Raw genomic sequence first — 14,928 nt, 5'->3', positions numbered from 1 at the left:
TCATTTCGAGAAGCTCGCATGCAGACATTTTTTATCGCGCCGACCGACTTTGGGGTCGGCCTGACTTCGATCAGCCTGGGCCTGGTGCGCACCCTGGAGCGCGCCGGCCTCAAGGTCGGCTTCTTCAAGCCGATCGCCCAGCCGCACCCGGGCGATACCGGCCCGGAACGCTCCACCGAACTGGTTGCCCGCACCCATGGCCTGAAGCCGCCCCAGCCGCTGAGCCTGGCCCATGTCGAGCGCATGCTCGGCGATGGCCAGCTGGATGAACTGCTCGAGGAGATCATCACCCTGTACCAGCAGGCCTGCGTCGGCAAGGACGTGGTGGTGGTCGAAGGCATGGTCCCGACCCGCCACGCCAGCTACGCCGCGCGGGTCAACCTGCACCTGGCCAAGAGCCTGGATGCCGAGGTGATCCTGGTCTCGGCGCCGGAAAACGAAGTGCTCACCGAGCTGTCCGGGCGCGTCGAGCTGCAGGCCCAGTTGTTCGGCGGCCCGCGCGACCCAAAAGTGCTTGGGGTGATCCTCAACAAGGTGCGCACCGACGAAGACATGAACGCCTTCGCCGCGCGCCTGACCGAGCATTCGCCGCTGCTGCGTGGCGGCGACTTCCGCCTGCTCGGCTGCATCCCGTTCCAGGCCGGCCTCAACGACCCGCGCACCCGCGACGTCGCCGAGCTGCTCGGTGCCCAGGTGCTCAACGCCGGTGACTACGAAACCCGGCGCATGAACAAGATCATCATTTGCGCCCGGACCGTGGCCAACACCGTGCCGCTGCTCAAGCCCGGCACCCTGGTGGTGACCCCGGGCGATCGCGACGACATCATCCTCGCCGTGAGCCTGGCGGCGATCAACGGCGTACCGCTGGCCGGCCTGCTGCTGACCAGCGACAGCAAGCCCGACCCGCGCATCCTCGAACTGTGCCAGGGCGCGCTGCTGGCCGGCTTGCCGATCCTTTCGGTGAGCACCGGCTCCTACGACACCGCCAACCAGCTCAACGGCCTGAACAAGGAAATCCCGGTGGATGACCGTGAGCGCGCCGAGCTGATCACCGATTTCGTCGCCAGCTACCTGGACGCCGACTGGCTGCACCAGCGCTGCGGCACCCCGCGCGAACTGCGCCTGTCACCAGCGGTGTTTCGCTACCAGTTGATCCAGCGCGCCCAGCAGGCCAACAAACGCATCGTCCTGCCCGAAGGCGCAGAACCGATGACCGTGCAGGCCGCCGCCATCTGCCAGGCTCGCGGCATCGCCCGCTGCGTGTTACTGGCCAAGCCCGACGACGTCCAGGCCGTGGCCCGCGCCCAGGGCATCACCTTGCCCGAGGGCCTGGAGATTCTTGACCCGGACCTGATCCGCGAGCGCTACGTCGAGCCAATGGTCAGCCTGCGCAAGAGCAAAAGCCTCAATGCACCGATGGCCGAGCAACAACTGGAAGACCCGGTGGTGATCGGCACCATGATGCTCGCCCTGGACGAGGTCGACGGCCTGGTCTCGGGCCTGGTGCACTCCACCGCCAACACCATCCGCCCGGCCCTGCAACTGATCAAGACCGCCCCCGGCTGCAGCCTGGTGTCATCGGTGTTCTTCATGCTCTTTCCCGAGCAGGTGCTGGTGTACGGCGACTGCGTGATGAACCCGCACCCGACGGCCAATGAACTGGCGGAAATCGCCCTGCAGAGCGCCGACTCCGCCGCAGCCTTCGGCATTGCCCCGCGGGTGGCGATGATCAGCTACTCCAGCGGTGATTCGGCCACTGGCGAAGAGGTCGAGAAGGTCCGCGAAGCCACCCTGCTGGCCCAGGAAACCCAGCGCGGCCTGCTGATCGATGGCCCGTTGCAATACGATGCCGCCGCCAACCTGGAGATCGCCCGGCAACTGGCGCCCAACAGCCAGGTGGCTGGCCGCGCCACGGTATTCGTGTTCCCCGACCTGAACACCGGCAACACCACCCACAAGGCCGTCCAGCGCAGCGCCGATTGCGTCAGCCTGGGGCCGATGCTGCAAGGCCTGCGCAAGCCGGTCAACGACCTGCCGCGCGGCGCCCAGGTCGACGACATCGTCTACACCATCGCCCTGACCGCCATTCAGGCCAACCGCTCACTGGATAGTTGAACATGCTCGGATTGCTACCCGCGCCACTGCGCGGGGTTATCGCCTCGCTGCTGCTGGGGCTCAACACCATCGTCTGCTGCACCCCGCTGTTCATCGTCAGCCTGTTCAAGCTGTTGCTGCCATTCGCCGCGGCGCAGCGCCTCACCGATGAACTGATGCGCCACATTCACGAGGCCTGGATCAGCAACAACAATGCCTGGATCAACCTGCTGGGCAAGGCCCGCTGGCAGGTCGAGGGCCTGGCCGGGCTGGATTACCAGCACAGCTACCTGGTCACCAGTAACCACCAGAGCTGGGTCGATATCCTGGTGCTGCAATACGTGCTCAATCGGCGTATCCGCCCGCTGAAGTTCTTCCTCAAGCAGGTGCTGATCTGGGTGCCGGTGATCGGCCTGGCCTGGTGGGCGCTGGGCTTCCCGTTCATGAAGCGCTATTCCAAGGCGTACCTGGCCAAGCACCCGGAAAAGGCCGGCAAAGACCTGGAAACCACTCGCCGCACCTGCGCCAAATTCCGCGGCAAGCCGACGGCGATCTTCAACTTCGCCGAAGGCACGCGCTTCACCGCAGCCAAGCATCGCCAGCAGCAGTCACCGTTCAAGCACCTGCTCAAGCCCAAGGCCGGCGGCATTGCCTTTGTGCTTGATGCCATGGGCGAGCAATTGCAGTCGATCGTCAATGTCACCATTCATTATCCGAACGGTGCGCCAGGGTTCTGGGACTTGTTGTGCGGGCGGGTCAGGCACATTGTCGTGCACTTCGAGGAGCTGGCGATTCCGGCCGAGTTCCTCGGCAGGAACTACGACCAGGATGAAACCTACCGCCTGGCTTTCCAGCAATGGATCAACCAGCTGTGGAGCGACAAGGACGCCCTGCTCGAACGGCTGCGACAAAACGCCGACGGGTAATTTGCCAGACAGCATCTATGCTCACTTCCTACGATGATTTCACTAGCAATCACAAGGAACGTAAGCCTATGAAACCGCTGCGCCGCTTCGCCCATGCTGTTGCTGTCGTTTCGCTTCTGTCTGCAGCCAGTTTCACGGTGCAGGCAGAAGACATCCTGATCGACGCTGTCGCTACCCAAGATATGGTGGATACCAAAGTCCTTGCCATCGACCATGACAAGCGCATCGTTACAGTGGCTGGCCCTAAGAACTCCGAGGTGCCGATTCAGCTGAGCGAACAGGCCAAGGACCTGCATAACCTCAAGGTCGGCGACCTGGTCAACATCACCGTCAACCGCTCGGTTGCTACCGTGCTCGAAACCGACCTTAGCAAGGCCCCGGGCATCAGCAAGGACGCTGGCGTCATCCGTGCCACCAAGGACAACCCCAACCCGGGTGGTGAGGCGTTCCGGCAGATCAAGGTCACCTCGAAGATCACCAAGATTGACCTGAAAACCCACGAAGTCACGCTGATGCCGCCTGAAGGCCCGCAAAGGGTCGTTAAGGTCGAAGATCCTGACCTTCAGAAACGCATGAAAAAACTCAAGGTCGGCCAGTCTGTGGTCATCGTTTTTACCGATGTGCTGAAAGTCACCACCAAAAGCCCAAGCTAAGTACATCGCGGGTCAAGTCGAGACGTCGCACCGCCGCTCCCACAGGATTTTGTGCTGTCTCTGTGGGAGCGGGCTTGACCCGCGATCAGCCGCCTCAAGCCTTGATTGCCCGGCTCTCCAGCCCATCGAGCAAGGCATCGATCAATGCCTTGGCCATTTCATGGGAATGCAGGGTCGCCTGAAGAAGCCCTCGCCCCGGCTCACGGGTATGCTCAACCGCCAGCGGCCCGGTCAGGCTCGCGCACTTCAAATACAGCGATGCATGCACCAGCGCATCTTCGACATTGACCCCGGCGCGCACGGCGAATAACTGTGGATGACCGACATCGCAGAGGCCGAAGGGCGTCTCTGTGGTTTCGAGAAGGTGGAATTCAGGTGGGTCTGGAACGATCTTTTTCATAATGAAGCTCCTGATGTTAAGGGAGCTGCACCACCTCTGTCGCCAAACAGAAATGGTGGCAGCTGTACGCAGGTTGGCGAACCGAGACATCAGGACAACCCGGCAGGGCCGAAGCCCTCCCGCGCACAACTGCCATAACGACTGACGTCATGGAAGCAGAATGATGTACTCGGGTCGCCAAACCCGATCGCTGATACTTCAGCGACCTGGTGAGCCTAGTGGCGTACTTCCCCCGGAGCAATCATCTGCAGGGCGACAGAATTCGTAGGATAGGTCCTAGGACACTCAAATCACCAGCACAAGGCTGTTGCAGGATGCTAGCCAGGCCTCTGTGGGAGCTGGTTTGCCAGCGATGAGGCCATTACAGGCACAAAAAAAGGGGAGCCTGGCTCCCCTTTTCTACACCCTGAATTTACTGATACTGCTGCCCAGGAATCGGCTTGAGGTTGACCTCTACCCGACGGTTCTGCGCGCGGCCGTTGGCGTCGGCGTTGCTGGCGATCGGCTGGTCCGGGCCCAGGCCGCGGGCGCTGACGCGGCTGCCATCGACGCCCTGGGAAGTCAGGTAGGTAACCACCGATTGTGCACGACGCTGGGACAGGTCCATGTTGTGCTGGCGGCTGCCGGTGCTGTCGGTGTAGCCGACCACTTCAATGGTGTTCTGGTTGAACTGCTTGAAGGAGTTTGCCAGGTTGTTCAGCGGCGAGTAGAAGCTCGGCGCGATGTTGGCCGAGTCGGTGGCAAAGGTGATGTTGCCCGGCATGATCAGTTTGATCTGGTCGCCCTGGCGCTGCACCTCGACACCGGTGTTGGCCATGCTTGCACGCAATTCGGCTTCCTGTTTGTCGGCGTAGTAGCCATAACCTGCTGCCGCAGCACCGACGGCGGCAGCGCCGATCAGCGCACCCTTGCCGCGGTTGTTATGGTCGATGGCGGCGCCCGCGATGGCACCGGCCAGCGCACCCAGGCCGCCGTACTTGGCGGTTTTGCTCATCCCTGTGGAACCCTGCTGCGCCTGACCCTGGCTGTCATACGGGTTGGGGCTGGCGCACCCGGACATCAGCGCGGCAGCGGTAGCGACGATAATCAAACGACGCATGGTGAACATGGACAAGCTCCTACTGTAATTCGAAAGTGCAGCGGATCTGATTCGGATCTATGCCAGCCTTGGATTGCAGCAAAGCAGAAAAATTCCCTGGAATCTCAGGCGCGCACAAACGGGTTCTGGCGCATCTCATCCCCCAGGCGGGTGTCCGGGCCATGGCCGGTGACCACCGTAGCCTCTTCATCCAGGCTGTACAGGCGCTGCTTGATGGAACGAACGATAGTCGCCTGGTCGCCACCCCACAAATCGGTGCGACCAATCCCACGACGAAAAAGCGTATCGCCTGCAATCAACAGCTTGGCCTCGGCGAACCAGAAGCTCATCGAGCCCGGTGTGTGCCCGGGCGTGTGCAAGGCCACGCCACAGCCGCAGGCCAGCTCTTCGTCGTCGGCCAGCCAGCGGTCCGGCGGCGGAACCGGGGTGTAGGGCACGCCGAACATCTGGCACTGCATTTCCAGGTTGTCCCAGAGGAACTGGTCGTCCTTGTGCAGGTGCAAGGTGGCGCCGGTCATCTCCTTCAACTGCCCGGAGGCGAGGAAGTGATCCAGGTGCGCGTGGGTATGGATGATGCTCACCACCTTGAGGCCATGGGCATCAAGGCGGGCGAGGATCTGCTCGGGGTTGCCGCCCGGGTCGACGACGATGGCCTTTTTGCTGATCGGGTCGCCGATGATCGTGCAATTGCACTGCAGCGGGCCGACGGGGAAGGTTTCGCGGATCAGGGTGGGCTTGGCCGGGTTCATCGCAGCAGTCCTGTGGAGCAAATGACGGAGTGTCGCACAGGCCGGCACAGCCTGCGACGACGCTCGTCAGCCCAACCCCGCCTCGCCCGGCGTTACGGCAGATACAGCCTGAACAGCCCGCCGCCCAGGACCCCGCCGTTGGCAATCTCGATCCGCCCTTTGACCCCGTTGCGCTCATGCAGGCCGGCAATCCGTGCGGCAAAGTACAAACCCAGGCCGGTACTGCCGCTCTGGCCATCGATACCCTGCACATATTCCTGCTGGCGCTCGAGCATGCGCGCCGGGAAGCCCGGGCCGTCATCGTTGATGCTCAGCACCAGTTGCTCGCCCTCGTCATTGACGCTGATCAGCAAGGTGTGGCCAGCGTAGCGAATGGCGTTGTTGAGGATGTTGGCGACCACCGAACCGACCAGTTCACGGTCGAAAAAGCCCAGCGGGCTGGCGGTTTCGATGCGCCAGCTGGCGAGGATGTCGCGATGCTGCAGCAGGTTCTGCTGGGCCGCCAGCTGGGCTTCGATGAAGTCGTCGAGCTCGTGGTAGTCGGGGCACATGGGCAATTGGTTGACGCCCAGTTTGTACAGCCCCAGCAACTGCACCAGCATGCCGTTGAGGTGGCTGAACTCATGCTCCATCACCCCTTGCTCGCTGCCGCTGCGCAGCGCCTCGGGCAGGCGCGCCAGCCACTGGCTGTGGGCCTGGGTCAAGGCGGCGAGGGAGTTTTTCATGTCGTGCACGGTGGAGGCGATCACCGTGGAGAAATCCAGCCCCTGATTGTCCTGGTTCATGCGCCGAAAGCCCGGATGTGCAGTTTGCGGTAGCGATCATAACGGTTATCGCTTTTCGGGATGCCGGTGACGCTGCCCAGGCACGCGCGGCATTCGTCCATGATCGCCGGTGGCGGTGTCTCGCCACCGATGCGCAACAGCGCCTGGGCGGTGTTGAGGGCGATACTGATGTTCTTCGGCTGCAGCGTCAGTGCCCGGCGGAACTGCGCCAGGGCTTCGCTGAGCTGGCCGGCCTGGTAGCTGCGCACGCCCTGGCGGTTGAGGTCGACCGCTTCGGTCACCGCGCCGAGCACGCTCGGGTCATCGGTCAGTTGCGCCACGCTCTGCATGACTTTAGGGTCGTCACCGTAGGTTTCCACGCAGCCCTTGAGAATCGCGGTACCGGCAGATTCCTGGCCGAGTTTCTGCAATTGCGTAGCCACTACCAGCGCCGCCTCGACCGAGAAAAACTGGTCCATCTTCTCCAGCCGGGCCATGGCCTGCTCGGTCAGCTTGGCGGCGGTTTCGGCGTCGCCGGCCTGCTGCAGGCTGGCGGCTTTCATCAGCCGCGCACGCACCTGCAGGCCCTGGTCTTCGACGTTCTCCTTGGCCACTTCGCTGAGCACCGTGTTGATCTCGACCCGGGTGCGCGCATCCAGGCCGTTGCCGGCGTTCTTGTTCATCAATGCCTGGACCAGCCCGAGGTTGCTTTCCGGGTCTTTGTAGCGCGAGCTCTGGCCCTGGTTGACCGCATGCCGGTAGGCCTTGGACGAAGTGTCGTAGTCATCGTTGCTCAGGGCCAGCTTGCCCAGCATCATCTGCCGGCGCACAGCCAGGGGCGAGAGGCGCACGGCCTCTTCCAGCACACCCTGGGCACGCTTGCTTTCGCCCTGGGCCACCAGCACTTCGGCCAGGCCGTCGTACAGGCCGGGCATCATCGGGAAGGCCTTGAGCGCCTGCTCGTACACACCCTGGGCCTGGGTCAGCTGGTTGCGCTTGTACAGCAGGCCGCCAAGGGCGGCATAGGCCCAGGGCGTGGCCCGGCTGGCGATGATGGTGGTGAGGAATTTTTCCAGCTCATCGAAGCGGTTCAGGTCGCGCAGAGCATCGGCGCGGTAGCGCAGGCACAGCGGGGCGAAGCGCGGGTCCTTCTTGCACAGCTCGGCGCAGGCCGCCAGCACCTCGGCCGGGCGGCCGCGGTCCAGGGCCTGGAGGATCGGCTTGAGCAGGGTCTTGCGCTGCACCAGTTTTTCCAGGCGCTGGGCCAGGCCGATGCGGTTGAACGGCTTGGTCAGGTAAGCGTCGGGCTCATGCTCCAGGGCACTGAGGACAATCGCCTGGCTGCTTTCGGCGGTGACCATGAGGAACACGCACTCATGGCTGATCAGCTTGTCGAGGATCAGGTCTTCGAGCACCTGCTGGCCATTCTTCTTGCCATCACCCAGGTGGAAATCCTGAAGAATGAAGTCATAGCGTTTTTGCGCACACATGCGCAGCGCCTGTTCGCCGCTGTCGGCGGTATCGACATCACGCACGCCAAGCTCGCGCAGCATCGAGCGGGCCGAACTGCGAAAATCGGAGAAATCATCGACGATCAGAAAGCTTTTTTGGCTGTAGACCTGCATCCACGAAACCTGTCATGGCAAATAAAAAAATAGACGCAGAGACACCTTCACGGACAGGCTCGGCTTCGCGGGTAGATTCGCTGCGGCGCTTAATCGGGCCGCACTCGCAGAGTATCGGCCACACAGGGCGATAGCTTGAGGCGTACAGAGCGCATATTTGCTGGACGCAAGTACCAGCCACGGAACAAATAATGGCATTGAGCCATCATCGAGGATGTTCACCGCCGAGTCAAAACTAGTGCAGCATGCCTAGTGCCTTGGCCCGGGCCACCGCCTGGGTGCGTCGCTCGACGCCGAGCTTGCTGTTGATATGGCTGGCGTGGGTTTTCACCGTGTGCAGGGAGATGAACAGGCGCTCGCTGATTTCCTGGTTCGAGCAGCCCTGGGCGATCAGTTCGAGCACAGCCATTTCCCGGGCGCTCAAGGCCTCGCCGCTACCGCCCGCGTCAGTCGATTCAAGCGCGGGCAACAGCGCCAGCAAGCTGCTTTGCGCAGGCCCCTGGGGTTGCAGCAGCAACTGCTCGCGCAGCCATTGCGGGTGATCCTGCAACAGCCGCTGGAACGGCTGCAGGACGCCGCCGCGCGCGGAATCGAGCGCCAGCGCCAGCAGGCCGCGCGCCTGGGCTTCGTTGTTGTTGGCCAGCAGCAGCAACGTCCACTGGCACAGCGCAGTAACGCAAAGCATCTGCCCGCCACTGGCCTGGCCGCGCTCCACCAGTGCCTGCAAGCGCCTTGCGGCCTGTTCCAGGCGGCCCTGGGTGCGTTCGAGCAAGGCCTGCTGCAATTCGATATGCAGCGGCAGCAACGGGTGGAACTCCGGGGCGGCCGCCGCCTGCTCGCCCCCGTAGGTCTGGCCCAGGCGCAGCAGCCAGGACTCGGCCAGGTCGGTGCGTCCCTGGGCCAGCCACAGCTCGCATTTGACCAGGGTGATCATCGCCAGATAGAAAATCGGCGGCACGTCCCAGATGTGCATCAGCCGTTCGGCTTCAGCAAGCTCGGCAAAGGCTTCGGCAAAGCGCCCTTCACGGCCATCGAGCGAAGCGATCACGCAGTGGCCGATCAGTACGCTGATATCGCGACAGGCGCGCGCCTCGATCAACCCGGCCCGCAGGCGACTGCGGCCGGCCTCCGGTTGCAGCCGGGCCGCCAGCAGGTAGCCTTCGTACAGGGTCAGGCGTGCCCGCGCCGCGTACAACCGTTGCGCCGACAAACCCTGCAGGCGCTGCTGGCCCTGGCGCACTTCATCGAGGGCGCGCAACACCTCGCCACGGGCGTGCAGCACCCGTGCCCGGTCGTAATGGGCCAGGGCTTCGAACAACGGGTTGCCGACCCGCTGGGCCAGCTCCAGTGCTTCGCGATTCCAGCCGCGGGCACGCCAGAAATCGGCATCGGCGATGGCCAGGTTGGACAACGTCGAGAGGCACACCAGGCGCTGCCCGTAACGCTTGAACGGCAAGCTGTGCAGCGCTTCGGAGCAATATTCGAGGGTACGCTGGCGGTCGCCGCGACCACGGGCGATCACCCCGCTGAGCGCCAGCCACTGAGCGAGCATGGATTTCTGTGCGGTGGCCGAAGGCGCCGGCAAGAAGCGGCTCAGGTGGCTGGCCAGTTCTTCGGCGGCATCCAGCTGCCCGGCCAGGCCCAGGGCCCAGCTGTACAGCACGATCAGCCGCGGTGTGCTGATCAGCAGGCTGTCGGGCAGGTCCATCTTCCAGCGCAGCAGCATGCCGACGTTCTGCTCGGCCAGCAGTTGCTCTTCGGAGAGGTTCTGCACCAGGTTGGCGGCCACGTCCAGGTGGCCGGCGCGCAAGGCCTGCTCAACGGCTTCATCGAGCAGGCCCTGGCCATGGAACCAGCGACAGGCACGCAAATGCAGGCTCGACAGCGGCAGGCTGGCCTGGCGGGTACGCAGCAGGTCGGAGAACAAATGGTGATAGCGAAACCACCGCCCATGTTCGTCCAGCGGCACCAGGAACACCTGGTGGGCCTGCAGGTAACGGAGAATCTCGGCGCTGTCGTGGCTTTCGCGCAGGGCATCGCAAAGCTCGGCGCAAAAGCGCTCCTGGCAGGCAGTGTCGTAGAGAAAGCCCTGCACTTCGGCCGGCAGCATCTCGATGACTTCTTCAAGCAGGTAGTCGCGAATCAGCCCTTCGCCACCGTGCAGGGCCTGTGGCAAGGCGCTGTCGGCACCGGCCTCGTTGGCCGCCAGCAGCCAGAACCGCAAACCGGCGACCCAGCCATCGCTGCGCTGGATCAGGTTGTCCAGCGCCTGGCCGCGCAACACCGTCGGTTGCTGGCCCAGCACGGCAAGGGATTCATCGGTGGTCAGGCGCAAGTCCTGCTCGTTGAGTTCGAGCAACTGGCGCGACAGGCGCAGGCGCGCCAGGTGCCAGTCCGGCCGCTGGCGACTGGTAACCAGCAGCACCAGGCCAGGCGGCAGGTGATTGAGGAAGAACTGCAGGCAGCGGTCGAGCACCGGGCCCTGGGCCAGGTGGTAATCATCCAGTACCAACAGCAAGGGATTGTGCGGCTGCAGGTGGCGAGCCAGCTCATCGAGCAGGCCGTCGAGCCATTCTTCGAAGGCAAACGGCTGGTGCCGCTGGCGCATCTTCAGCAATCCCAGGGCCTGGCCGCCAAGTGCCGGGCAGTACTGTTGCAAGCCCTCGAGCAGGCGCTCAAGAAAACGCCCGGGATCGTTGTCGCGCCGGCTCAACCCCAGCCACAGGCTGCTCCAGTGGTTAGGCAGGCCCTGGCAGAACTCCACCGCCAGCGAACTTTTACCGAACCCTGCCGGTGCATTGACCAGCAGCAAACGCCCGCCGAGCCCCGCCTGTAAACGCTGACACAAGCGCGCCCGCGGCACATGGCCTTCGGGCAGCGGCGGGCGAAAGAAACGGCTCTCCAGGACGCTCATGGCCTGGCTGGCGAACCCTTGCGTACGGGACAGATCAGTCATGGCCGGCTCGTTTTTAGTTAGGGAATCGTCGGCAGTACGGATCAGGGCAGACTAGCGGGTTAAACCGCACATTTGAAGATGATTGCCCCGTTTTGCGGAAAAAAGACTACAACAAAAAACGACAAGGCTCAGCCGACACGGATGCGCAAACAGAAACGCCCCGGCAAGCCGGGGCGTTCTGGGAGATCACACGGAGGTTTGAAACTTAGCGCACACCTTCCTGGCGAAGCGCTGCAGGCTGGAAGTCAGCCTTGGAGGCAGTGAACCCGAAGTCGTAGGCTCGCTTTTCCTCGTTCTTCATGCCCAGGGCCAGGTAGCGACCGGACTGCAGGTCGTAGATGGCTTCCAGGGTGTACCACGGCACCTGGACGTTGTAGTAGTCCTGGGAGTGGGCTTCGGACACGCGCCACAGCTGGTTGCGACCGTCGTACTGGTCGATCACCGCCGCTTGCCAGGTGTCTTCGTCGATGTAGAAGTCACGCTTGGCGTAGATGTGGCGCTGGCCCGGTTTCAGGGTTGCGACCACATGCCATACCCGGCGCAGTTCGTATCGGGCGAGGTCCTGGTTGATGTGCCCGGCCTTGATGATGTCGGCGTACTTGAGCTTGGGATCGTCAAGCTTGTAGCTGTTGGAGGCAATGAACAGCTCTTTCTTGCCTTCCAGCTTCCAGTCGTAACGGTCCGGCGCGCCGTTGTACATGTCCAGGTTGTCGGAGGTGCGCAGGCCGTCGGCGGCGGTACCCGGGCCGTCGTAGGACACTTGTGGCGCTGCCCGTACCCGGCGCTGGCCGGCGTTGTAGACCCACGCCTTGCGCGGCTCCTTGACCTGGTCGAGGGTCTCGTGCACCAGCAGTACGGTACCGGCCAGGCGCGCTGGCGCCGTCACCTTCTGCTTGAAGTAGAACAGCACGTTGCCCGGGTTGGCCGGATCGTAATCTTTCATCCGGTCGCGGAAGACGAACTGGTCCTGGAAGTACACCAGGCTGAACGAGCCGTTCTGCTGCGGCGTGGCCTGGGTCACCAGGCGAGTCACGCTGCCGCCACGGTAGCGGGTGATGTGGTTCCAGATCACCTCGACGCCGCTTTTCGGAATCGGGAACGGCACGGCGGTGTCGAAGTTTTCCAGACCGTTGCCGCCGCCGACCAGGTTGGTGCTGGTGGCGTTCTTCTTGATCGCCGCGAACACCGCGTCCGGTACGGTAGCGCCCCGGTGGGTCGTGTACACCGGCATCTTGAAGGTGTCCGGGTAGCGCTTGAACATCGCGACCTGGCCAGGGGACAGTTTGTCCTTGTACTGGTCGACGTTCTGCGCGGTGATGGTGAACTTCGGTTGTTCGCTGCCATAAGGGTCGGCAAGGAAGCCCTTGCTATCGACGCTACCGGCACTTTTGGCAAGCGGCTTCCAGGCCGTGATCGAGCCGTCGGCGTTACCGGCCTTTTCAGCGCCCATCGGCGTCAGGCTGGCGCCCAGCTTGGCCGCCTCATCGGCGGAAACCGCCGCCATGACACTGGTCGCCAACAGGGACAGGCCCAGTACACCGGCTTGCAGCAGAGTCTTGGTTGTTTTCATCTTCATGGTCGTCCTGAATCCGAATTCTTAGAAGTTCACGCCGAAGCTGAGGGCGATGAAATCGCGGTCATCCACGGTGGTGTACTTGCCGTCGAAGAAGTTGGTGTACGACAGGCTGGTGGTGTAGGTGTTCTGGTACTCGGCATCCAGGCCCAGGCTGATCGCCTTGCGCCCTTCCTCGAAGTTGCTGCCAGGGCCTGGCGAGTAGCCCGACACGTCATGGGACCAGGCCACGCTCGGCTTGAGGTTGACCCCGGCGAATACATCCGGGTAGTCCCAGATGGCGCGCGCGCGGTAGCCCCAGGAAGTACTGGTGGTGTAACCGTCGTTCTCGCAGTTGCGGCTGCGGTTGGCGTCCGAAGCGCCAGGGCCTGCGCCGTTGATGGTGCCGGTGTTGATGATCGCCGAGCAGGTATCGAGATTGCCTGCCCCTGGGGTTGCCGGCAGCGGGCCTGGGCCGTAGACCGGGTCGCGGCCGTAACGCACATCGTGGGCGCTTTCCAGGCCGCCGACATGGGTCACGCCGACTTCACCCACCACGGTCAGGCGGCTGGCGCCCATGACCTGGTCGAAGAAGTGCGTCAGGGTGGTCTGGAACTGGGTGATTTCCTTGCGCCGGTAGCCGTTCAGGTCCTGGCCCGGCACCCCGTTGAGCAGCGAGGCGTTGGCCAGGGTGCCGCCAATCGGACGCACGCCGGCATACAGGATATCGGTGGTGTTGAGCTGCACCGGGGCGTTTGGCCGGTAGCTGATTTCACCGCTCCACGCCGTGCCGGTAGGCAGGGTGGTGGAGAAACTCAGGCCGTACAGGCGGATGTCTTCCGGGTACTCGACAAAGTAGCTGGAGTTGCCGGCGACGATCAGCGGTGCCAGCGGACGCAAGGCTGCAGGCAGCCCGGCCAGGCCGGCATAGACCCGCGGATCGGCACCGTGGGCGCTGAAGATCGGCGCACGGCTGTGGTAGTTCATGAAGTAGGCGCCGAATTCGGTGCCCAGCGGGTCGTACATGTAACGCAAGGCCACGCCGAACTGGCCGCTGTCTCGCGCATCGCGGTCAGGGCCACGGGCGACCCGCACACCTTCGCCGTTGACGTCCACACCCTGGCTTGCGAGGAAGCCGCGGGCGGCCGCTGGCAACGCGTTGGCACTGTTGAGTACGCGCAGGTTATCGGTACAGCCGTCGGCAATGATGTCCGGCTGGGAGAAGAAGGTGCCGCAGTTGTCGACGACGGTCTGGTCCCATTCGAGCTGGTAGAAGGCTTCGCCCGAGAGGTTGTCGGTCAGGCTCTGGGACACATAGAACATGTTGACCGGAATCAGGCCTTCCTTGATTTCGGCACCCGGACGGCGGAAGGCCGCCACGTCGATCGGGTTGATCGAGTTGATACCGTTACCGATGAAGGTACTTTCACCCCAGCTGACCACCTGCTTGCCCAGGCGCACCGAGCCCGGCTGATCGGCGATCGAGTAGTTGTGGTAGACGAAGGCGTCGAGGATCTGCCCGCCGGACGACTTGGCGCCCTCTTTGCGGTTGGTGTCGCTGATGTCCTTGAACTCGCGATGCTCATCCTTGAGTTCGAAGTCGTACCAGTACTTGCCACGGACGAATACCCCGGTATCGCCGTACTTGAGTTCCAGGTCGTGGATACCCTTGAAGATTTTCGAGAAGGTCTCACCGCGCTTGAAGTTCAGGTGGCCGTCATCGGAGGTCTGCGACAACCCCTTGCCGCCGTTGTTGACGCCGATCAGGTTCTTGTTCGGGCTGGCTGTCGACCAGCTCGCCCCCACCGACAGCGACGAGTCGAACGAGCCTTCGATTTCACCGATGTTGAAACTGACGCCGAATGCAGGACCGGCGAGCGTAGAAGCGAGGCTGACGGCCAGGGGCAGTTTCGCCCGGCGCCAGAACAGATTTGCTGATGTCATCGACGCTACTCCATGTACTTTATTTTTATGGCAGTGAGTCCTTTGCAGAAACGCATCGCTCGAGCGGTGTGAGCGCACCTTTTTGCTCGAACGAGTGGCTGGGCACATGCATGTGCGATCCCCCGTTCCTGAAAATCCCCTGAACCGACTATAGCCAGCAGGTTGA

General features: G+C 63.2%; 11 protein-coding genes. 3 read left to right on the top strand and 8 right to left on the bottom strand.

Going from position 1 to position 14,928, the window contains the following annotated elements; all coding sequences use genetic code 11:
* Nucleotides 1-18 precede the first annotated feature (18 nt).
* The 3 genes from pta (at nucleotide 19) to UB48_RS08935 (ending at nucleotide 3,673) form a co-directional block, all read left to right on the top strand.
* The gene (pta, locus tag UB48_RS08945; protein WP_045196057.1) at nucleotides 19-2,115 is read left to right on the top strand and encodes a phosphate acetyltransferase; all 2,097 of its coding nucleotides are present in this window, start codon (nucleotides 19-21) and stop codon (nucleotides 2,113-2,115) included.
* A gap of 2 nt (nucleotides 2,116-2,117) precedes the next feature.
* Nucleotides 2,118-3,020, top strand: a complete 903-nt coding sequence (locus UB48_RS08940; RefSeq protein WP_045196055.1) for an acyltransferase — start codon at nucleotides 2,118-2,120, stop codon at nucleotides 3,018-3,020.
* A gap of 68 nt (nucleotides 3,021-3,088) precedes the next feature.
* Nucleotides 3,089-3,673, top strand: coding sequence for a hypothetical protein (locus UB48_RS08935; RefSeq protein ID WP_045196053.1), 585 nt, complete (start codon nucleotides 3,089-3,091; stop codon nucleotides 3,671-3,673).
* Nucleotides 3,674-3,767: 94 nt separating this feature from the next.
* Here UB48_RS08935 and UB48_RS08930 read toward each other — a convergent pair whose 3' ends face one another.
* From UB48_RS08930 to UB48_RS08895, 8 genes are all read right to left on the bottom strand, one after another.
* Entirely contained in the window at nucleotides 3,768-4,073 is a 306-nt protein-coding gene (locus UB48_RS08930) for a DUF3077 domain-containing protein (protein ID WP_082075422.1), read from the bottom strand.
* 412 nt (nucleotides 4,074-4,485) lie between these two features.
* Nucleotides 4,486-5,181, bottom strand: a complete 696-nt coding sequence (locus UB48_RS08925; RefSeq protein ID WP_045196051.1) for an OmpA family protein — start codon at nucleotides 5,179-5,181, stop codon at nucleotides 4,486-4,488.
* A 95-nt stretch (nucleotides 5,182-5,276) separates the two neighbouring features.
* A complete protein-coding gene (locus tag UB48_RS08920) occupies nucleotides 5,277-5,921 on the bottom strand; it encodes an MBL fold metallo-hydrolase (protein ID WP_045196049.1) in 645 nt (214 codons plus the stop codon).
* Nucleotides 5,922-6,013: 92 nt separating this feature from the next.
* On the bottom strand, nucleotides 6,014-6,706 hold the full coding sequence (locus UB48_RS08915; protein WP_045196047.1) for a sensor histidine kinase KdpD: 693 nt from the start codon (nucleotides 6,704-6,706) through the stop codon (nucleotides 6,014-6,016).
* Nucleotides 6,703-8,310 (bottom strand): tetratricopeptide repeat-containing response regulator, encoded by a 1,608-nt coding sequence (locus UB48_RS08910; protein ID WP_045196045.1) that lies wholly within the window; start codon nucleotides 8,308-8,310, stop codon nucleotides 6,703-6,705. Before UB48_RS08910 ends, UB48_RS08915 begins: the two co-directional genes overlap by 4 nt.
* Nucleotides 8,311-8,545: 235 nt before the next feature.
* The gene (locus UB48_RS08905) at nucleotides 8,546-11,266 is read right to left on the bottom strand and encodes a LuxR C-terminal-related transcriptional regulator (protein WP_045196043.1); all 2,721 of its coding nucleotides are present in this window, start codon (nucleotides 11,264-11,266) and stop codon (nucleotides 8,546-8,548) included.
* Between the two features lie 205 nt (nucleotides 11,267-11,471).
* The gene (locus tag UB48_RS08900) at nucleotides 11,472-12,836 is read right to left on the bottom strand and encodes a DUF1329 domain-containing protein (RefSeq protein ID WP_045196580.1); all 1,365 of its coding nucleotides are present in this window, start codon (nucleotides 12,834-12,836) and stop codon (nucleotides 11,472-11,474) included.
* Between the two features lie 27 nt (nucleotides 12,837-12,863).
* Nucleotides 12,864-14,762, bottom strand: coding sequence for a DUF1302 domain-containing protein (locus tag UB48_RS08895; protein ID WP_045196041.1), 1,899 nt, complete (start codon nucleotides 14,760-14,762; stop codon nucleotides 12,864-12,866).
* Between the last annotated feature and the right edge of the window lie 166 nt (nucleotides 14,763-14,928).

The organism is Pseudomonas sp. 2(2015) (genome assembly GCF_000955865.1).
In the GTDB taxonomy this organism is placed as follows: domain Bacteria; phylum Pseudomonadota; class Gammaproteobacteria; order Pseudomonadales; family Pseudomonadaceae; genus Aquipseudomonas.
This window is presented reverse-complemented; position numbering and strand designations above follow the sequence as displayed.